A 19,558-nucleotide genomic window follows, 5' to 3' on the forward strand; every position below is an offset into this window, starting at 1 on the left:
TTTATGGCCTCATGCGTCGTGCGTTGACGCAGGGGGCTTGTCGTAGCTAAAAGGGAATCAATATCATTGACGCCCTTTCACCCGTACCAGGTGCTGCCGCCATGCTGCTCCACATTCCCGGCCTGTTCGACGCCGACGAGATCACGCGTATTCGCGACGCCCTGGAACGGGCCGACTGGGCCGACGGCAAGGTGACCGCCGGTTACCAGTCGGCCAAGGCCAAGCACAACCTGCAGTTGCCCGAGGGCGATGCGCTGGCCAAGGAGATCGGCAACGCGCTGATCGAGCGGCTGTGGCGCAACCCGTTGTTCATGTCGGCGGCGCTGCCGCACAAGGTGTTCCCGCCGCTGATCAACTGCTATCGCGAAGGGGGCAATTTCGACTTCCACATCGACAACGCCCTGCGCCAGCCCAAGGGCAGCCCGGAGCGGGTGCGCACTGATCTGTCCTCGACCCTGTTCCTCAGCGACCCGGACAGCTACGACGGCGGTGAACTGGTGATCCAGGACACCTATGGCGTGCGCGAGGTCAAGCTGGCCGCCGGCGACCTGGTGCTGTACCCCGGCACCAGCCTGCACAAGGTCAACCCGGTCACCCGCGGGGCGCGCTATGCGGCGTTCTTCTGGACCCAGAGCCTGGTGCGCGAGGACAGCCAGCGCACCTTGCTGTTCGAGATGGACAACGCCATCCGTCAGCTCGGCGCCGATGTGCCGGAGCACTCCTCGTTGCTGCAACTGACCGGCACCTACCACAACCTGCTGCGCCGCTGGGCCGAGGTCTGAGCCGTGTCTTATCAATTGCGTCGTGAGGAAGTGGTGGATGTGGCCGGGCTGAAGGCGATGCTCGAGCACAGTCCTGGGCAGGCCGCGCAGGCGATCCTCGCGGCGGCGGGGCAGGGGGCGGTCGAGGCGCAGCTGTTGCTCGGCCAGATCCTGCTCGATGGACGCGGTATCGAAGAAGATGCCCACGTTGCTCGCCGTTGGTTCGCCATCGCTGCCCAAGGCGGCAGCGCCATGGCCCACAACATGTTAGGTCGTTGCCTGGAGCATGGTTGGGGTGGCGAGGTGGATCTCGCGCAGGCGGCCATTCACTATGCCCGGGCGGCCGACGACGGTCTGGACTGGGGGATGTACAACCTGGCCAATCTGCTGGCCACTGGTCGTGGGGTGCCGGCCAACCAGTCCCAGGCGTTGATGTGCTACGAGAAAGCCGCGCAGCTGGGGCATGCCAAGTCGATGAACCTGTACGGGCGGTATCTGGAGCAAGGCATTGCCACCGCCGCGAGTCCGGTGCGGGCCATGCGCTGGTACCGGCGTTCGGCCGAGGCGGGGGATTTCCGCGGGATGTTCAGCCTGGCGCTGGTGCTGGTCGAGCGGGGGCAGATAGCCGAGGCGGGGCCTTGGCTGGAGCGGGCCAAGGTCGAGGGCAACCTGAATTTCCTGCGCAGCGCGCAGGTGACGTTGCAGGGGGCTGGGCCGGCGTTGATGGCCTTTGCGGCGGGTTATGCCGAGGAGATCGAACGGCACGGTGGCTGATGGTGCCTGTGCCGGCCTCATCGCGGGGCAAGCCCGCTCCCACGAGATGAAAACGGGGCCTTGCGGCCCCGTTGTGCATTACAGGTAGTAAGCCTTCAGCGGCGGGAAGCCGTTGAACTCCACCGCGCTGTAGCTGGTGGTGTAGGCGCCGGTGGACAGCCAGTACAGGCGGTCGCCGATGGCCAGGTTCAGCGGCAGGCCGTATTTGTAGTTCTCGTACATGATGTCGGCGCTGTCGCAGGTCGGGCCGGCGATCACTACTTCTTCGGTCTCGCCTTTCTTCTCGGTCCAGATCGGGAACTTGATCGCCTCGTCCATGGTTTCGATCAGGCCGGAGAACTTGCCCACGTCGGTGTAGATCCAGCGCTCGACGGCAGTGCGCGACTTGCGCGCCACCAGCACCACTTCACTGACCAGGATGCCGGCGTTGGCGATCAGCGAGCGGCCGGGCTCGAGGATGATTTCCGGCAGGTCGTCGCCGAAGTCTTCCTTGAGGAAGCGGATGATTTCCTCGGCGTAGGTCTCGAGGCTGTTGGTGCGGGTGATGTAGTTGGCCGGGAAGCCGCCGCCCATGTTGATCAGCTTCAGCTCGATGCCGTCTTCTTCCTTGAGGCGCTCGAAGATCACCTTGACCTTGGCGATGGCCGCGTCCCATACGCTGATGTCGCGCTGCTGGGAGCCTACGTGGAAGGAGATGCCGTAGGGCACCAGGCCCAGGTCGCGGGCGAGGATCAACAGGTCCATGGCCATGTCGGTCTGGCAGCCGAACTTGCGCGACAGTGGCCAGTCGGCGGTGGTGGAGCCTTCGGTGAGAATACGCACATAGACTTTCGAGCCCGGCGCGGCCTTGGCGATGTTGCGCAGGTCGGCTTCCGAGTCGGTGGCGAACAGGCGCACGCCTTTCTCGTAGAAGTAGCGGATGTCCTTGGACTTCTTGATGGTGTTGCCGTAGCTGATGCGATCGGCGCTGACACCGCGGTCCATGACCTTGTCCAGCTCGTAGATCGAGGCGATGTCGAAGCTCGAGCCCTTTTCCTTGAGCAGGTCGATGATCTCGACCGCCGGGTTGGCCTTGACCGCGTAGTAGACCTTGGCGAACTCGAAACCAGCACGCAGGTCGTCATAGGCCTGGCTGATCATCTGGGTATCGATGAGTACGAACGGGGTTTCCTGCTTGTCGGCGAACGCCTTCATTTTCTGGAAGGTGTCACGCGCAAAGTAGTCTTCGACCTGGATCGACATGCTCAGGGGCTCCATGGGCAAACTGAAAAGATAAGTGGCAGCAAACTGAACGTCCTCCGTATCCCCACTTTGGTTCGCCTACTTCCCAAGGCATGTCGCCGAAAGCAAAAAGGTCAACCGTGCCAGGGAAGGGCGGCGGGTGACCTTGCTGTCTCGTCGTCAGTACTTGAGCCGGATGGATCGTTTCCAGCATGGACGTTCGGCGCGCACTTTAGGGCGTGAAAACCGCAAGATCAACAGGCAGGGCCGGGGTGTTCGTCGTGTATCGACGCCCCACCGTCGCAATAACCGACCGATGCGTGGCATGGATGTTCCGGAAAAGACCACAAGCGTAAAAAATTGTGGAATAGGTGGCGATCTGGTCGCGAACAGCTGGCAGCTGGGTTCTTTGCATGTTGGCTGGCTTTCGCCGCGAAAGAGCCGAAGAATTGGCAGAAGACCGTCTGTCGGGGCAGTGCAGTGAACGGCGGTTTTGCGCAGAGTGTTCATATTTATGGCCACGGTGCGACGCCCGTCATTTTTTTTCGAATCGCCATAAATTTTTTTGTTACCGACGCCGGAAACACCCTTGGTCGGCTCAGGGGCGGGTCGATTGCCGCCATTGATGAGAAGCATTACTATTCGCGACCTCATCTGCCTCCCTGACGACCCCGAACGTGTCCGGACACAAAGGCTTCCTCGACCACTACCATGAGCTGATCGGCACCTGGACGCGCAAGTTGCGCAGTCGCCAGCAGGCCGAGGACCTCACCCACGATGCCTTTGTACGGGTGCTGGAAAACCCGCGCGAGCAGGTCGAACAGCCACGCGCCTACCTGCACCAGACCGCCCGCAACATCGCCGTCGACGGCTTCCGCCGCGAGGACCGTCGCCAGGCCCTGGAGCTTGAGGCCTTCGCGGGGGACATGGCCGCAGGGGACGATCCGGAAGCGTATGTGCACGCCCTGGAACTGGCCGACAGTGTCGAGCGGGCGCTGGCCGAGCTGCCGCTCAACTGCCGCAGGGTGTTCATCTGGCAGAAGCTCGAGGGCCTGACCCAGGCCGAGATCGCCGAGCGCATGGGTTTGACCAAGAACATGGTCGAAAAGTATATGATCCGCACGCTCCGACATCTGCGTGAGCACCTGGATGTGTCGGCCAGATGAGTCAGGAGACCCCTTCGATGAAACAGCACGTGCCCGACCCCGTGGGCGAGCAGGCGGCCGCGTGGTTTGCCCGCACCCAGGACGCGCCGCACGATGACGCCGCGCAGGCGGCATTGCAGGCGTGGCTGGCACAGCATCCCGCGCATCGGCAGGAGTACGAGCGCCTGGTACAGCTGTGGCGCGCCGCCGATTTCATCCCTCGGCAACGCCTCGAGGCGCTGTGCCAGCCCGAGCCGGTACGCCAGTTGCCGCGCCGCCGCCTGCTGCGCCAGGCATTGGCGGCCGGCGTGGCGGTGGCCGCGCTGGGGCTGGGCTGGACAGGTTGGCAGTATCAGCAGCTCAACCATCAGGACACGTTGAGCACGGCCCTGGGCGAACGGCGTCAGGTCGAGTTGCCGGACGGGTCACGGCTGGAGCTCAACAGTGCCACCCAGGTGCAGGTGATGTTTTCCCCGGGGCAGCGCCATGTGCGCCTGGGCGCGGGCGAGGCGATGTTCATCGTCGCCCACGACAGTGACCGCCCCTTCGTGGTGAGCACTGCCCAGGGCGATGTCACCGTCACCGGCACCCGTTTTGATGTACGCCAGGATCCGAACAGCACCCGCGTGGCGGTGGAGCAGGGTTCGGTGAAGGTACAGGGCGCGGCCGAGTCGCTGGCGCTGCTCGGTGCGGGGCAGGGCTCGCACATCGACGCCCAGGGCAAGGTCGCCGCGCCCTATGCCATCGATGCCAACGCCGTGACCGCCTGGCGCCACGGCAAGCTGGTGTTCGACGACGCGCCGCTGATCGACGTCGTGGCGGAAGTCTCGCGCTACCGTGCCCGGCCACTGCATGTGGCGCCCGGCAAGGCCGCCGCGCTGCGCCTGTCGAGTACCTTCAGCACCGACGACCCGGACGCCCTGTTGCGGGCCTTGCCGAGCATCCTGCCGGTGCAGGTGAAGACCCGTCCGGACGGCTCCAGCGAAATTGTTCTGAAATAGATTCAGGTTTTTTTCCGTTCGTTCGTCTTCCCCGCCAGCTGCAACTGCCAAGCATTTCCATTTGCATGCGGTTGGCGTTTATCCCGACTCTCAGGACCCATCGAAGACGTGAACAACAATAATCCCCTTCTCCAGCTGCGCCGCCTGGCGCTGGCCCTGGCGGTCAGCGCCGCCGCCGGCAACAGCTACGCCGACAGTATCCAGATCCAGGCCCAGCCATTGGCGGGCGCGCTCAAGCAGTTGGGCCAGCAGACCAACCTGCAACTGTTCTTCAGCCCTGAGCTGGTGGACGGCAAGCAGGCCCCGGCGGTGTCCGGCAACCTGGCGCCGGAGCAGGCCCTGCAGCAACTGCTGCAAGGCAGCGGGCTGACCTTCGAACAGTCTGCGGACACCGTGGTGGTCAAGCCGGTAGCGGCTGCCGGCACCCTGACCACCGGCAGCCTGGAGCTGGCGCCCACCGATATCAAGGTGGTCGGGGACTGGCTGGGCGACGCCGACCAGAGCGTGGTGCAGAACCACCCGGGCGCGCGTACCGTGGTGCGCCGCGAAGCGATGGTGGAGAAGGGCACGATGAACGTGCGTGACGCCCTGCGCGGTATCCCGGGCGTGCAGGTGCAGGATTCCAACGGCACCGGTGGCAGCGACCTGTCGCTGAACGTTGGCGTGCGTGGCCTGACGTCGCGCCTGTCGCCGCGTTCGACCGTGCTGATCGATGGCATCCCGGCGGCCTTCGCCCCCTACGGTCAGCCACAGCTGTCGATGGCGCCGATTTCCTCGGGCAACCTCGACAGCATCGACGTGGTCCGCGGTGCAGGCTCGGTGCGCTATGGCCCGCAGAACGTCGGTGGGGTGATCAACTTCGTCACCCGGGCGATCCCGGAGAAGGCCAGCGGCGAGCTGTCCACCACCCTCGAGACTTCGCGCGATGGCGGCTGGAAGCACACCGAGTCGGCCTTCGTCGGCGGCACCGCCGACAACGGCATGGGCGTGGCGTTGCTGTATACCGGCGTGAATGGCGATGGCTATCGCGAAAGCAACAACGACAACGATATCGATGACGTGATGCTCAAGACCCACTGGGCACCGACCGATGTCGACGAGTTCTGGCTCAATTTCCACTACTACGACGGCCGTGCCGACATGCCCGGCGGCCTGACCCAGGCCCAGTACGATCACAACCCCTACCAGTCGGTGCGCGACTACGACTACTTCAGCGGCCGGCGCAAGGACGTGTCGTTCAAGTGGCAACGGCAGATCGACGACGCCACCCAGTTCGAGGTGCTGACGTATTACACCGACAGCTTCCGTGGCAGCGCCATCGCCGCCCGCGACCAGAAGACCCTGTCGTCGTACCCGCGCAACTACCACACCTTCGCCATCGAGCCACGCCTGTCGCGGATCTTCTTCGTCGGCCCGACCACCCAGGAAGTCAGCGTCGGTTATCGCTACCTGAAGGAAGCGATGCGCGAGCAGTCCACCCGCCTGGCGCTGGTCGACAACGTGCCGACCGTGACCCCGACCTCTGACGGCCATGTGTTCCAGGACCGCAGCGGTGGCACCGAGGCCAGTGCCTACTACATCGACGACAAGATCGACGTCGGCAACTGGACCATCACCCCGGGTATCCGCTTCGAGCACATCAACACCGACTGGCGCGACCGACCGGTGATGGACGCCAACTACCGTCCGGTGCCGGAGAAGAACCGCAGCATCACCAGCAACGAACCGCTGCCGGCGCTGAGCGTGATGTACCACATGTCCGATGCCTGGAAGCTGTTCGCCAACTACGAGACCTCGTTCGGCAGCCTGCAGTACTTCCAGCTCGGCCAGGGCGGCGTCGGCGACAGCACCGCCAACGGCCTGGAGCCGGAGAAGGCCAAGACCTACGAAATTGGCACGCGCTATGACAACGGCAACTGGGCCGGTGAGCTGACGGCCTTCTACATCGACTTCGACGATGAGCTGCAGTACATCAGCAACGATGTCGGCTGGACCAACCTGGGGGCGACCAAGCACCAGGGTATCGAGGCCTCGGCGCGCTACGACCTGGCCGGGCTGGACCCACGCCTGCAGGGGCTGTCGGTGAATGCCGGCTACACCTATACCCGTGCCACCTACGAGGGTGAGATCCCTGGTTTCAAGGGCCGTGACCTGCCGTTCTATTCGCGCCAGGTGGCCACCGCCGGCGTGCGCTACGAGGTCAACCGCTGGACCTGGAACCTGGATGCCTACGCCCAGTCGAAGCAGCGCGCGCCGGGTACCGGGATGAACGCCGATGGCAGCTTCAATGGCAACTACATCACCGAGCCGAGCGCCGACGGGCAGTATGGCGATATTCCGGGCTACGTTACCTGGCATGCCCGGGGTGGCTATGCGTTCGGGCCGCAGCTGTCGAACCTGAAGCTGGCGGCGGGGGTGAAGAACCTCTTCGACAAGCAGTATTTCACCCGCTCCAGCGACAACAACTCAGGGATCTATGTGGGTGAGCCGCGCACGTTCTATGTGCAGGCCAGTGTAGGGTTCTGATAGCGCGTCGCCTTTATCGCGGATAAATCCGCTCCTACCTGTAGGAGCGGATTTATCCGCGATGAGGCCGGCTCAGGAAACCACTGCCTCCGCCGGCGACACGATCGAGGTCTTCGCCCCGCGCGAGCGCCCAGAACTCAGGTATGCCGCAATCGACTCCTGCGTCACCTCCCCCAGGAACACCTGTTCGGCATCCAGCACCGGCAACCACGCCCGATTGAACTCGTACATCCGCGACAGCAGGATGCGCAGGTGCTCGTCATGTGCCGCCGTGGCATTGAACGGCCGCAGGAAATCCCCGCACGTCCCCTGCTGGCGGTGCATGTCGCGCCGGCGCACATAGCCCAGCGCCTTGTTCGCGGCATCTGTCACAACTGCATAACGGCGATCGTGCTCATCCAGCAGTTCCAGCGCCTCGCTCACCGGCGTTTCCGGGCTCAACGCTGGCGCGTTGTCCGCCGCATCCTCGGCGCGCACCAGCAGCAGGCGTTTCAGGGTGCTGTCCTGGCCGACGAAGTTGCTGACGAAATCATCCACCGGATGGGCGAGCAAGGTGTCCGGGTGATCCAGCTGCAAAAGCTTGCCGGCGCGGAAGATGGCGATCTTGTCGCCCAGCTTGATGGCCTCGTCGATGTCGTGGCTGACCATGATCACCGTCTTGTTCAACGCCCGCTGCATCTCGAAGAACTCGTTCTGGATCATCTCGCGGTTGATCGGGTCGACCGCGCCGAACGGTTCGTCCATCAGCAGCACCGGGGCCTCGGCGGCCAGGGCGCGGATCACGCCGATGCGCTGCTGCTGGCCACCGGACAGTTCGCGAGGGTAGCGCTGCAGGTACTGCTTGGGCTCAAGCTTGATCATGTGCATCAGCTCGCGGGCGCGGTCGTGGCAGCGTTGCTTGTCCCAGCCGAGCAGGCGCGGCACCACGGTGATGTTCTCCTCGATGGTCATGTTGGGGAACAGGCCGATCTGCTGGATCACGTAGCCGATGTGCCGGCGTAGCGTCACTTCGTCCAGGCCGGTGGTGTCCTCGCCGTTGATGAACACCTGGCCGGAGGTAGGCGTGATCAGGCGGTTGATCATCTTCAGCGTGGTGCTCTTGCCGCAGCCCGAGGGGCCGAGGAATACGCAGATCTCGCCTTCGTTGACAGTGAGGCTTACCGAGTCGACGGCTTTGACGTCCTTGCCGTTGACGTTGAAGGTCTTGCTGAGGTTCTTCAGTTCGATCATGAGCGCAGTCCTTCTGGAGTCAGGGCACGTTGCAGGGCTTGCAGGAGCAGGTCGGCGATGATCGCCAGCAGGCTGACCAGTACCGCGCCGACCAGCAGCATCGACATGTCGCTGCGGCTGATGGAGGTAAGAATGAGTACGCCCAGGCCGCCGGCGCCGATGGTCGCGGCGATGGTCATCACGCCGATGTTCATCACCACGGCGGTGCGCACCCCGGCGAGGATCACCGGCACCGCGATGGGCAGCTCGACCATGCGCAGGCGCTGGCCGAAGGTCATGCCGATGCCGCGTGCGGCTTCACGGATACCGGGTTCGACGTTGGTCAGGGCCAGGTAGGTGTTGCGCAGGATCGGCAGCAGTGAATAAAGAAACACCGCAGTGATCGCCGGCAGCGGCCCCAGGCCCTGGCCGAATTTCGAGTAGAACGGCAGCAGCAGGCCGAACAGGGCGATGGAGGGGATGGTCAGCAGCACCGTGGCGCTGGCCTGCAGGGGGCCGGCGAACACCGGGAAGCGGGTCATCAGGATGCCCAGTGGCACACCGACGAGGATCGCCAGGCTTACCGCGATGCCGACCAGCATGATGTGCTGCCAGGTTAGTTGCAGGACCTGTGCCCAGTCGAGGTGGGCGAAGGTGTCGAGCAGGCTCATGGTTGTACCTCGCTGAGTGGGTGCTCACGCAGGAACGCGGCGGCCACCACCGTCGGGCTCTGGTGCTCGACATCGACCTTGGCATTGAGCTGGCGCATGGTCTCGTCGTCCAGCTGCTCGGCCAGCGGCTTGAGCAGGGTGGCCAGGCGAGGGTGGGCGTCGAGCACGGCCTGGCGCAGTACCGGGGCGGCGGTGTAGTCGGGGAAGTAGTGCTTGTCGTCTTCCAGCAGCTTGAGGTCGAACGCGCTCAGGCGCCCGTCGGTGGTGTAGACCAGGCCGGCGAACACCTGGTTGTTGCGCATGGCGGTGTACACCAGGCCACCGTCCATCTGGCGGATGTTGCGCCGGTCCAGCGGCAGTTCGTACAGCTCGCGCAGGCCGACCAGGCCATCCGGACGGTTGGCGAACTCGGTGTCCAGCGCCACCAGGTGGCTGCGGTCGGGTTCGTCACGCAGCACCTGGTTGAGGTCGCTGATCGAATTGATCTGCGGGTAGGCCTCGGCGACGGCCTTTGGCAGGCCCAGGGCGTAGGTATTGCTGAACTTCGACGGCGTCAGCCAGACCAGGCCCTTCTTCGCGTCGAGTTCTTTCACTCGCGCATAGGTGGCTGCGGCGTCGGGCATACGCTCGTCGATATGGTTGTACGACACCAGCGATACGCCGGTGTATTCCCACATCAGGTCGAGCTGGCCGGTTTCCTGGGCCTGGCGAGCGATATTGCTGCCCAGGCCGCTGGTCACCCGCACATCGAAGCCGTTGGCGCGCAGGTACTGGGCAGTGATCTCGGCGAGCACGGTCTGTTCGGTGAACACCCGGGCGCCGATGCGGATCTGTGGTTTTTCCGCTGCCTGGGAAACGCCTGCGCAAAGCAGGGCCGCGCCCAGGAACAAGGCGATTGTTTTCTTCATGCTTTGCCTCTTGTTATTGGGCCAGGCCACGTTCCAGCCAGCGCTTGCTGGAGAAACTCACCAACGCATCGAGCGCCAGGGCCAGCAACGCCGTGCAGGCGGCGCCGAGCAGCAGCTGCGGCTGGTTGTTCAGGGCGATGCCGGGGAAGATCAGGCTGCCCAGGCTGTTGGCGCCGATCAGGAACGCCAGGGGCGCGGTGCCGACGTTCAAGGCCAGGGCCACGCGCACACCGCCGACGATGATCGGCACGGCGTTGGGCAGCTCTACCTGCCACAACTGCTGGCGCGGAGTCATGCCGATACCGGTGGCGGCTTCCTTGAGCGAGGCGGGGACGTTTTTCAGGCCCTCGTAGGTGTTGCGCACGATGGGCAGGAGGGAGGCGAGGAACAGCGCGAAGATCGCAGGACCTGCGCCGATGCCCAGGATACTCAGGGCAATGGCCAGAACGGCCAGGGGAGGAATGGTATTGCCAACGTTGAACAGCTGCATGAAGCGCTCGGCCTTGTCGACCCTGTGCGGTCGACTCAAGGCAATGCCGGCGGGGATGCCCACGGCCAGCGCCGCCGCCATCGAAGCCAGCACCAGGACCAGGTGCGCTTGCAGGTAGAACCCAAGATCGTCGCGGTAGCGGGCGATCGTGTCGATGCCGATCCAGTGGACCAGCAGGGCCAGGATGACGAGCACGGCGGCCCATCCCAACAGCCCTTTTCCGTAGCGTGCAGCCACAGGCGGACTCCTTTTTTATAGTCGGCGATCACACCCCCGTGCGGCCGGCCATTCCTGGCGGCGGGCAGCGTGGTCGCGAGTAGCAGCCCGATGCGTGGCATCAGGCCATGAGCCGAACCCCGTCGGGCTCGTGAAGCAGGTAAAACCAGCCCTGAAGCGAAGCGGCTTGCAGGGGAGTGGACGTCTCCGTGGGCGTAAAGGTTCCCATCTGGGGCGGCATTTGGCCAGTGTTAATCACTGGGTGGTAGGAATTTTCACGCGAAAAAAAAGCGCGGATATTACGTGGAGGCGTTGAAGTACCTGCTATCGAGGCGATGACCGAGACGATCATTATTTCGCTTGGAAATTCATCCACTGGAGCGAAGCTTATGACGAAATCCGAGATTATCAATGGCGATTCATTGCCTCAGCCTGAAGCAGACGCGCCAGCGCATGACAGTGGAGCGGTCGAGGAAACACTTCGTAGGCAATTGATGGGAGACAATCAGGCCGAGACAGCCTTTGAGCGGCATCCGGACATGACGATTGGTGCGCTGCGCAGGCAGATCGAGTCGCTCGGTGGAACACTTGACGTTGTGGCCTGTTTGCCAGAAGGGCGACGCGTGCTGCTGACGGGGTTCGAGTGAGTGTGTGGACCCGTCGGTGTCGGTAAGGTTGGTGAGCGTTCTTCGTCGTGGGCTTGCCCCGCGATGCAGGCGCGCGTTGGCTGGCACCGGCCTGGCCGGTGATCGCGGGGCAAGCCCGCTCCCACGAGTGCCCGTCTGGGGGCGCCTTTCGTATCTTCGGTTTTGGCCCGCGCCCCGACTTCAGGTATGATATCGCCCCTTTTTAAATCCCCAGTCAGGCGATTTCCCATGACCAACCAGGCCGCCGAAGTCGCGAAGCGCCGCACTTTCGCAATCATTTCCCATCCCGACGCCGGTAAGACCACCATCACCGAGAAGCTCCTGCTGATGGGCAAGGCCATTGCCGTCGCCGGTACCGTGAAGTCGCGCAAGTCCGACCGCCACGCCACCTCCGACTGGATGGAAATGGAGAAGCAGCGCGGCATCTCCATCACCACCTCGGTGATGCAGTTCCCCTACCGCGAGCACATGATCAACCTGCTCGACACCCCCGGCCACGAGGACTTCTCGGAAGACACCTACCGCACCCTGACCGCGGTGGACTCGGCGCTGATGGTGCTCGACGGCGGTAAAGGCGTCGAGCCGCGTACCATCGCCCTGATGGAAGTGTGCCGCCTGCGCGACACGCCAATCGTCAGCTTCATCAACAAACTCGACCGTGACATCCGCGACCCGATCGAACTGCTCGACGAAATCGAGGCGGTGCTGAAGATCAAGGCCGCGCCGATCACCTGGCCGATCGGTTGCTACCGTGACTTCAAGGGTGTGTACCACCTGCAAGGTGACTACATCATCGTCTACACCCCGGGCCACGGCCATGAGCGTACCGAGGTGAAGATCATCGAGAAGCTCGACTCCGATGAAGCCCGCGCCCACCTGGGTGACGAATACGATCGCTTCCTCGAGCAACTCGAGCTGGTACAGGGTGCCTGCCACGAGTTCGATCAGGACGCGTTCATCAATGGCCAAATGACCCCGGTGTTCTTCGGTACCGCATTGGGCAACTTCGGTGTCGACCATGTGCTCGACGCGGTTGTCGACTGGGCGCCGCGCCCGCTGGCCCGTGTCGCCCACGAGCGCACCGTGGAGCCGGTGGAAGAGAAGTTCAGCGGCTTCGTGTTCAAGATCCAGGCGAACATGGACCCGAAACACCGTGACCGTATCGCCTTCATGCGCATCTGCTCGGGCAAGTACGAGAAGGGCATGAAGATGCGCCACGTGCGCACCGGCAAGGACGTGCGCATCGGCGATGCCCTGACCTTCTTCTCCTCCGAGCGCGAGCAGCTGGAAGAGGCCTACGCCGGCGATATCATCGGCCTGCACAACCACGGCACCATCCAGATCGGCGACACCTTCACTGAAGGCGAGGCGCTGGGCTTCACCGGTATTCCGCACTTCGCCCCGGAGCTGTTCCGCCGCGTGCGCCTGAAGGACCCGCTCAAGTCCAAGCAGCTGCGCCAGGGCCTGCAGCAGCTGGCCGAAGAGGGCGCGACCCAGGTGTTCTTCCCCGAGCGCAGCAACGACATCATCCTCGGCGCCGTCGGTGTGCTGCAGTTCGACGTGGTCGCCAGCCGCCTGAAGGAAGAGTACAAGGTCGAGTGCGCCTATGAGCCGATCACCGTCTGGTCGGCGCGCTGGATCAGCTGCGACGACAAGAAGAAGCTCGAGGAATTCCAGAACAAGGCCGTGGAGAACCTGGCCATCGACGGCGGTGGTCACCTGACCTACCTGGCCCCGACCCGGGTCAACCTGGCGCTGATGGAAGAGCGCTGGCCGGATGTGAAATTCCGCGCGACCCGCGAGCACCACTGATTCGAAGGCCCAAGCCTGACTCTGTGGGAGCGGGCTTGCCCCGCGATAGTGTCCAATCACGGCTAGCCTCTGCCTGGATTGGCTCTATCGCGGGGCAAGCCCGCTCTCACAAGTGTTTCTAATTCCCAGCTTTAATGCTGGTCCAGATCCGCGTCCTGATGCGGTCGATCTTCGCCGGCATTGCCTCCAGGGCATACAGCTTGCCCATCACATCCGCGCTCGGGTAGATCATCGTGTTGTCCTTCAGCGCCGGATCCACCAGCGCGTCAGCTTGCTGGTTGCCGTTGGCGTACTGCACGAAGTTGCTGATGTTGGCCATCACCTCCGGCTGCAACAGATAGTTCATGTACGCATACCCGGCCTTCTCGTCAGGTGCATCGGCCGGCATGGCCACCATGTCGAACCACATCGGCGCGCCTTCCTTCGGGATCGAATAGCCCACCTTTACCCCGTTCTTCGCCTCCTCGGCACGGTTCTTCGCCTGTAGCACGTCGCCCGAGAAACCCACCACCAGGCACACGTCGCCATTGGCCAGGTCGCCGGTGTACTTCGAGGAGTGGAAGTAGCTGATATACGGGCGCACCTGCATCAGCAACGCCTTGGCCTTGTCGTAGTCCGCCGGGTCCTGGCTGTGGTGCGGCAGGCCCAGGTAGTGCAGGGCGATCGGCAGCAGCTCGGGGCCGTTGTCCAGCACCGCCACGCCGCAACTCTTGAGCTTGGCGAGGTATTCGGGCTTGAAGAACAGATCCCACGAATCGATGGGCGCATGGTCGCCGAGCACCGCCTTGACCTTGTCGATGTTGTAGCCGATGCCGGTGCTGCCCCACAGGTAGGGGAAGCCGTACTGGTTGCCCGGGTCGTTGACCTCCAGGGCCTTGAGCAGCACCGGGTTGAGGTTCTTCCAGTTGGGCAGTTGCGACTTGTCCAGTTTTTTCAGGGCCTTGCCCTGGATCTGCCGGGCCATGAAGTGGTTGGAGGGGAACACCACATCGTAGCCGGAGTTGCCGGTCATCAGCTTGCCGTCGAGGGTTTCGTTGCTGTCGAACACGTCGTAGGTGGGATTGATGCCGGTGGTTTGCTGGAAGTGCTTCAGGGTGTCCGGGGCGATGTAGCTCGACCAGTTGTAGATCTTCACCGAGTCGGCGGCACTGGCCACGCTGGCGGCCAGCATCAGGGGAGCGAGAAGGAGCGTGCGCATGTCGGGGTTACCTTGCTTTGTCTGTTGTTATCGAAGGCAGGCGATCAGCGGATCAGAAAATCAGTACATAGGTCTTGCGCACGGTCTCCTGGATATCCCAGGTGCCGAGGCTGTTGGCCGGTAGCATCAGGGCGTCTCCGGCTTCTATGACCAGGGGCTCGCCACCGTCGGGGGTGAAGGTGCAGCGGCCTTTGATGAAGTGGCAGAACTCCTGCTGCACGATCTGCCGCCGCCAGCGCCCCGGGGTGCATTCCCAGATACCGGTCTCGACGCCGTCGCTGCGTTCGACGCAGGTGACCGAAGTGACCGCAACCGGTTCGCCGAGGGGCACGGCGACCGGGGTGCTGCTGTCCAGGATGACGCTGTCGGTGTGCTTGAACTGGGTGATGCTCATGACCGGTGGATCCTGTGTGGAGGTGAAGGGAAGTCAGTGCATGAAGCCTTCCATGAAATCGGCCAGCCCACTGGCCAGGCGTCGCCGCCAGGGCGCGCTGGCGGGGTTGGCGAGGGTCCGGTCCTCGTGGACGAAACTCTGGATGATCGCGTTGTAGCCCAGCCAGCGGCATGGTTCGGGTGGCCAGCTGGCCAGGCTCGACAGCGGGCGGTTGTCGTGCACCCAGGGCTGCGCGGTCAGTTCGTTGTGCTGGCCGAGTATCAGCGCGGCCAGGGTGCGTCCACCGAGGTTGGTGGCGCCGACACCTTCGCCGCCATAACCGCCGGCCAGGGCGATGCCGCGCTGGCGGTCGCAGAGCATGTGCGGGCGGAAACGCCGGGCCATGCCGAGATTGCCGCCCCAGGAGTGAGTGATGCGTACATGCTTGAGCTGTGGGAACAGTTCGCCGAACAGGTAGCGGCGTAGTTCGACCTCGTTGTCGGTGAGGGTGAAGTCCTCGCGCAAGCGTCCACCGAAGCGGTAACCACCGCGGGCGCCGAATACCAGGCGGTTGTCGGCGCTGCGTTGGCCGTAGGTGACCTGGCGGCTGTTTTCGCTGAAGGCCTGGCCCTGGCTCAGGCCGATCTGTTCCCAGGTCGATTCCGGCAGCGGCTCGGTGGCCACCAGCAGGCTCTGTACCGGCAACTGGTGCCGCCCGAGCGGTGGCAGGCTGGCGGCGTAGCCTTCCACGGCCGGCACCACCCAATGGCTGCGGATGCGTGCCAGCGGCGTGCGTACTTCGCCGGTCTGCCAGTCGATAGCCGGGGTGTTCTCGTAGATCGGCACACCCATGGCCTCGACCGTCCGAGCCAGGCCACGTACCAGCCTGGCCGGTTGAATCGTGGCGACGTGCGGGCTGTAGAGGGCGCCGTAGGGGTTGCTTACCTTCAGTTGGGCATCCAGCTGTTCCGGGCGCAGCCAGCGGTAGTCGTCTTCATTCATGCCCTGACGATAGAGGTCATCGAGCCAGGCGCGCAGGCTGCGTTCCTGTTCCGGGTAGCGGGCGGCGCAGTAGAGCACCCCGCCCTTGCGGTAGTCGCAGGCGATGCCTTCGCGCAGGAGCACCTCGTGGACTTCGTCGGGGATGCCGTGCAGCAGGTCGATGCTATCGCGACGCTGTTGCGGCGAGAGCGTGGCGAGCAGGCGATCCTCGCCCAGCAGGTTGCCCATCAGCCAGCCGCCGTTGCGCCCGGAGGCGCCGAAGCCGGCGATATTGGCCTCGATCACCGCGATGTTCAGCTGCGGCGCCTGGCGCTTGAGGTAGTAGGCGGTCCACAGGCCGGTGTAGCCGGCGCCGATGATGCACACGTCGAGGTCCAGGTCCTGGCGCAGGGCCGGGCGCGCGCACAGCGGCTCGTCGAGCTGGTCCATCCACAGGCTGATCGTGCGCAGGGGTTGCATCGGGTCGGGCTCCACATCCGGTCAAGGTCTGTGGACGATCCTAGTGAAGCGCGGGGAGGGCTGTCTTACGTGCGTGCACGCAGGGAAATTTGCTTGAGGTAGGCCTTGGGCGACAGGCCGGTGTGCTCGCGAAAGCACTTGTAGAAGGCTGACAGCGAATTGAAGCCAGCGTTGAACGCCAGTTCATCAACGGGCGCCGCAGCGCAGCTATTGTCCAACCGGCTTATCAGGTGCTGCAGGCGGGCCTGGTTGACGTAGCGGTAGAAGCTCTGGCCAAGCACCTGGTTGAGCAGGTAGGAAATCTGGTTGCGGCTGTAGCCGCTTTCGTCGGCGACCTGCTGCAGGTCGAGTTCCGGGTCGAGGTAGGGGCGTTGGGCCTGGAAGTAATGTTCCAGGTCCTGGGCCATGGTCGACAGCTGGCGGGGGGACAGGCCGAGCCGGCTGGTGGCCGGGCGCGGACCACCGGCGGAGCTGCCCTTGGCATCGCCGCGCACTAGCGTGGCGTACTCGTTGACCCGCCAGATCAGCCCGTCGAGCACGGTGATCGCCTCGCTGGACTGGAACGCCACCAGCCCGTCGCCACCCTGCACCGTAACCTGGTACTGGATGAACGCAGTGCAGCCATCGACGCGGATACGGTCGCTGTGGACGATATCCTCGCCGGCCTCATGGGGCAGGCTGGCGCGCACGTAGTCGCGCAGTTGGCCGAAACCGAGCACGCGGTTCTGGAAGAAGTCGTGGTACTGGATATCCGGGTGGTACAGGGCCATCACCCCGTCCAGGTCGCGATGCTTCCAGCACAGGTGGTAGCGCATGACGGTGGCGGCGGTGAGCGGGGTTTGCCCAGGGCCGTCGGGGAGGGGAGTGGCGGTCATGGGCTCGATAGTGCATTGCAGAAAACCCAGGCGCAAGGCCGCGGATCCGGCATTTTGCACGGTTTTCCCGAGCAGTTACCGGCTAAGGGCTTGATTCGTATGGATGTAATTTTTTGATACAGCTGGCATGGAGGCTGCACCTCTTTTGTTCAACACTGAACGAGGAGAACGGCCATGCGCTCGATATTGCTGTGGATGATTGGAGTGCCGATTCCGGTGATCATCCTGATCTGGTTCTTCATGCATTGAAGCAATCGCGGGGCGAGCCCGCTCCCACGTAAACCGTATTGGCCACGTGGGAGCGGGCTGCCCCGCGATGAAGGCTACACCGAACTAGAGGAATTGCTCGGCATAGTGGCAGGCCACCTGCCGCGTGCTCACCTGGCGCAACGCCGGTACTTCCTTGGCGCAGCGCTCGGTGGCGTACGGGCAACGCTTGTGGAAGGCACAGCCATCCGGCGGATTCAACGGGTTGGGCAGTTCACCGGCAATGCGGATCTTCGGCTTCAGCGGGTCCGGGTGGATCGCCGGGGTGGCCGACAGCAGCGCCTGGGTATACGGGTGCAGCGGCTTGTCGTAGATGTCCTGCTTGGGCCCCATCTCCGCTGGCCGGCCGAGGTACATCACCAGCACCTGGTCCGCTACATGGCGCACCACCGCCAGGTTGTGGGAGATGAACACGTAGGCGGTGTTGAATTCCTTCTGCAGGTCCATGAACAGGTTCAGCACCTGGGCCTGGATCGACACGTCCAGTGCCGAAGTCGGCTCGTCGGCCACCAGCACCTTGGGTTGCAGCATCATCGCCCGGGCCAGGGCGATGCGCTGGCGCTGGCCGCCGGAGAACATGTGCGGATAGCGCTGGTAGTGCTCGGGGCGCAGGCCCACCTGCTCCATCATCTTCTGCACTTTCTCGCGGCGTTCGGCCTTGCTCAGCGAGGTGTTGATCAGCAGCGGTTCGGCTAGCTGGTCGCCGATCTTCTGCCGTGGGTTGAGCGAGGCATAGGGGCTCTGGAACACCATCTGCACGTCGCGGCGCAGTTGCTTGCGCTGCTCCTTGCCGGCGCCCTTGACCTCGTGACCGGCGATCTGCAGCGAGCCGGACGAGGGCTCCTCGATCAAGGTCAGGGCGCGGGCCAGGGTCGACTTGCCACAGCCGGATTCACCGACCACGGCCAGGGTCTTGCCGGCCTCCAGTTCGAACGACACGCCATTGAGCGCGCGGACCAGCGCATGGCCCTTGAACAGGCCGCGGGAGACTTCGTAGTGGCGGGTCAGCTCACGAGCGGAAAGTACGACGGCCATCACGCCACCTCCTGGTTCAGCGGATAGAAGCAACGCACCAGGCTGTGGGCCTGGGGATCGAGGGCCGGGCGCTGCCGGCGGCAGTTTTCCTGCACATAGGGGCAGCGCGGCGACAGCAGGCAGCCTTGCGGGCGGTCATAGCGGCCGGGGACGATGCCGGGCAGGGTGGCCAGGCGCTCGGCGCCGATGCTGTGCTCGGGGATGGCCGCCAGCAGCGCTTCGCTGTACGGGTGGGCGGGGATGTCGAACAGTTCCGGCACCTGACCGACTTCGACCGCTTGCCCTGCGTACATCACGCACACGCGCTTGGCGGTTTCGGCGACCACGGCCAGGTCGTGGGTGATCAGGATGAGCGCCATGTTGCGCTCTTTCTGCAGGTTGACCAGCAGCTCCATGATCTGCGCCTGGATGGTCACGTCCAGTGCGGTGGTCGGCTCGTCGGCGATCAGCAGTTTCGGCTCGCCGGCGATGGCCATGGCGATGGCCACGCGCTGGCTCATGCCGCCGGACAGCTGGTGGGGGTAGGCGTCGAGGCGGCTTTCGGCGGCCGGGATCTCGACTTTCTTCAGCAGCTCCAGGGCGCGCTGGCGCGCCGCCTTGCCTTTCAGGCCGAGGTGCTGGCGCAGCACTTCCTCGATCTGGTAGCCCACGGTGTAGCTGGGGTTGAGCGCGGTCATCGGGTCCTGGAAGACCATGGCGATGTCCTTGCCCACCACCTTGCGGCGCTGGCGTGCGCTGAGCTTGAGCATGTTGGTGCCGGCGAAGTCGAGCACGTCCGCGGTGATGCGCCCCGGGGCGTCGATCAGGCCCATCAGGGCCATCATGGTCACCGACTTGCCCGAGCCCGACTCGCCGACGATGGCGAGGATCTCGCCGGCATCCACGCTCAGGTCGAGGCCGTCCACCACGGGCACGGCATTGGCGTCGCCGAAGCGCACGTTCAGGTTGTTGATCTGCAACAGTGACAT

At 64.1% G+C, this 19,558-nt stretch carries 18 protein-coding genes; 7 read left to right on the forward strand and 11 right to left on the reverse strand.

Annotated features, from left to right (window positions below):
• The first annotated feature begins 101 nt into the window (after positions 1 to 101).
• The gene (locus tag ABZO33_RS18305; protein WP_414537156.1) at positions 102 to 782 is read left to right on the forward strand and encodes a Fe2+-dependent dioxygenase; all 681 of its coding nucleotides are present in this window, start codon (positions 102 to 104) and stop codon (positions 780 to 782) included.
• Positions 783 to 785: 3 nt separating this feature from the next.
• The gene (locus ABZO33_RS18310; RefSeq protein ID WP_414537157.1) at positions 786 to 1,535 is read left to right on the forward strand and encodes a tetratricopeptide repeat protein; all 750 of its coding nucleotides are present in this window, start codon (positions 786 to 788) and stop codon (positions 1,533 to 1,535) included.
• Between the two features lie 78 nt (positions 1,536 to 1,613).
• On the opposite strand, the gene ABZO33_RS18315 is transcribed toward ABZO33_RS18310, so the two are convergent.
• Entirely contained in the window at positions 1,614 to 2,777 is a 1,164-nt protein-coding gene (locus ABZO33_RS18315) for a type III PLP-dependent enzyme (protein ID WP_414537158.1), read from the reverse strand.
• 656 nt (positions 2,778 to 3,433) lie between these two features.
• Between ABZO33_RS18315 and ABZO33_RS18320 the strand changes: the two genes are divergently transcribed.
• The 3 genes from ABZO33_RS18320 to ABZO33_RS18330 all read left to right on the forward strand — a co-directional run bounded on the left by ABZO33_RS18320 (position 3,434) and on the right by ABZO33_RS18330 (position 7,428).
• Positions 3,434 to 3,922, forward strand: a complete 489-nt coding sequence (locus ABZO33_RS18320) for a sigma-70 family RNA polymerase sigma factor (protein ID WP_414537159.1) — start codon at positions 3,434 to 3,436, stop codon at positions 3,920 to 3,922.
• Between the two features lie 17 nt (positions 3,923 to 3,939).
• On the forward strand, positions 3,940 to 4,902 hold the full coding sequence (locus tag ABZO33_RS18325) for a FecR family protein (RefSeq protein WP_414537160.1): 963 nt from the start codon (positions 3,940 to 3,942) through the stop codon (positions 4,900 to 4,902).
• A 108-nt stretch (positions 4,903 to 5,010) separates the two neighbouring features.
• On the forward strand, positions 5,011 to 7,428 hold the full coding sequence (locus ABZO33_RS18330; RefSeq protein ID WP_414537161.1) for a TonB-dependent siderophore receptor: 2,418 nt from the start codon (positions 5,011 to 5,013) through the stop codon (positions 7,426 to 7,428).
• 72 nt (positions 7,429 to 7,500) lie between these two features.
• On the opposite strand, the gene ABZO33_RS18335 is transcribed toward ABZO33_RS18330, so the two are convergent.
• From ABZO33_RS18335 to ABZO33_RS18350, 4 genes are read right to left on the reverse strand one after another with little or no spacing between them, the layout of a single operon-like run.
• Positions 7,501 to 8,658 (reverse strand): betaine/proline/choline family ABC transporter ATP-binding protein, encoded by a 1,158-nt coding sequence (locus tag ABZO33_RS18335; protein WP_414537162.1) that lies wholly within the window; start codon positions 8,656 to 8,658, stop codon positions 7,501 to 7,503.
• Positions 8,655 to 9,308: an ABC transporter permease gene (locus ABZO33_RS18340; protein WP_263160170.1), complete on the reverse strand. Its 654-nt coding sequence runs from the start codon at positions 9,306 to 9,308 to the stop codon at positions 8,655 to 8,657. The genes ABZO33_RS18335 and ABZO33_RS18340 overlap by 4 nt, the downstream gene beginning before the upstream one ends.
• Positions 9,305 to 10,216 (reverse strand): glycine betaine ABC transporter substrate-binding protein, encoded by a 912-nt coding sequence (locus tag ABZO33_RS18345; protein WP_414537163.1) that lies wholly within the window; start codon positions 10,214 to 10,216, stop codon positions 9,305 to 9,307. Before ABZO33_RS18345 ends, ABZO33_RS18340 begins: the two co-directional genes overlap by 4 nt.
• 13 nt (positions 10,217 to 10,229) lie before the next feature.
• Positions 10,230 to 10,943: an ABC transporter permease gene (locus tag ABZO33_RS18350; RefSeq protein ID WP_414537164.1), complete on the reverse strand. Its 714-nt coding sequence runs from the start codon at positions 10,941 to 10,943 to the stop codon at positions 10,230 to 10,232.
• 314 nt (positions 10,944 to 11,257) lie between these two features.
• On the opposite strand from ABZO33_RS18350, the gene ABZO33_RS18355 reads away from it, so the two are divergent.
• Positions 11,258 to 11,569, forward strand: coding sequence for a hypothetical protein (locus ABZO33_RS18355; RefSeq protein ID WP_414537165.1), 312 nt, complete (start codon positions 11,258 to 11,260; stop codon positions 11,567 to 11,569).
• Between the two features lie 228 nt (positions 11,570 to 11,797).
• Positions 11,798 to 13,381, forward strand: a complete 1,584-nt coding sequence (locus tag ABZO33_RS18360; RefSeq protein WP_414537166.1) for a peptide chain release factor 3 — start codon at positions 11,798 to 11,800, stop codon at positions 13,379 to 13,381.
• Between the two features lie 118 nt (positions 13,382 to 13,499).
• Here the strand turns inward: ABZO33_RS18360 and ABZO33_RS18365 are convergent, their stop codons facing one another.
• From ABZO33_RS18365 to ABZO33_RS18390, 6 genes are all read right to left on the reverse strand, one after another.
• Positions 13,500 to 14,579 carry a polyamine ABC transporter substrate-binding protein gene (locus tag ABZO33_RS18365; protein ID WP_414537167.1) on the reverse strand — a complete coding sequence of 360 codons (1,080 nt, stop codon included), beginning with the start codon at positions 14,577 to 14,579 and terminating at the stop codon, positions 13,500 to 13,502.
• Between the two features lie 52 nt (positions 14,580 to 14,631).
• The gene (locus ABZO33_RS18370; protein WP_102684919.1) at positions 14,632 to 14,973 is read right to left on the reverse strand and encodes a cupin domain-containing protein; all 342 of its coding nucleotides are present in this window, start codon (positions 14,971 to 14,973) and stop codon (positions 14,632 to 14,634) included.
• Positions 14,974 to 15,006: 33 nt separating this feature from the next.
• Positions 15,007 to 16,413: an NAD(P)/FAD-dependent oxidoreductase gene (locus tag ABZO33_RS18375; protein ID WP_414537168.1), complete on the reverse strand. Its 1,407-nt coding sequence runs from the start codon at positions 16,411 to 16,413 to the stop codon at positions 15,007 to 15,009.
• 65 nt (positions 16,414 to 16,478) lie between these two features.
• Entirely contained in the window at positions 16,479 to 17,288 is an 810-nt protein-coding gene (locus tag ABZO33_RS18380) for a helix-turn-helix domain-containing protein (protein ID WP_414537169.1), read from the reverse strand.
• A 333-nt stretch (positions 17,289 to 17,621) separates the two neighbouring features.
• Complete coding sequence (locus ABZO33_RS18385) at positions 17,622 to 18,590, reverse strand: peptide ABC transporter ATP-binding protein (RefSeq protein ID WP_414537170.1); 969 nt, start codon at positions 18,588 to 18,590, stop codon at positions 17,622 to 17,624.
• Positions 18,590 to 19,558 (reverse strand): ABC transporter ATP-binding protein, encoded by a 969-nt coding sequence (locus tag ABZO33_RS18390; protein WP_414537171.1) that lies wholly within the window; start codon positions 19,556 to 19,558, stop codon positions 18,590 to 18,592. The genes ABZO33_RS18385 and ABZO33_RS18390 overlap by 1 nt, the downstream gene beginning before the upstream one ends.

It is taken from the genome of Pseudomonas sp. CAM1A, assembly GCF_047501685.1.
Taxonomy (GTDB): domain Bacteria; phylum Pseudomonadota; class Gammaproteobacteria; order Pseudomonadales; family Pseudomonadaceae; genus Aquipseudomonas.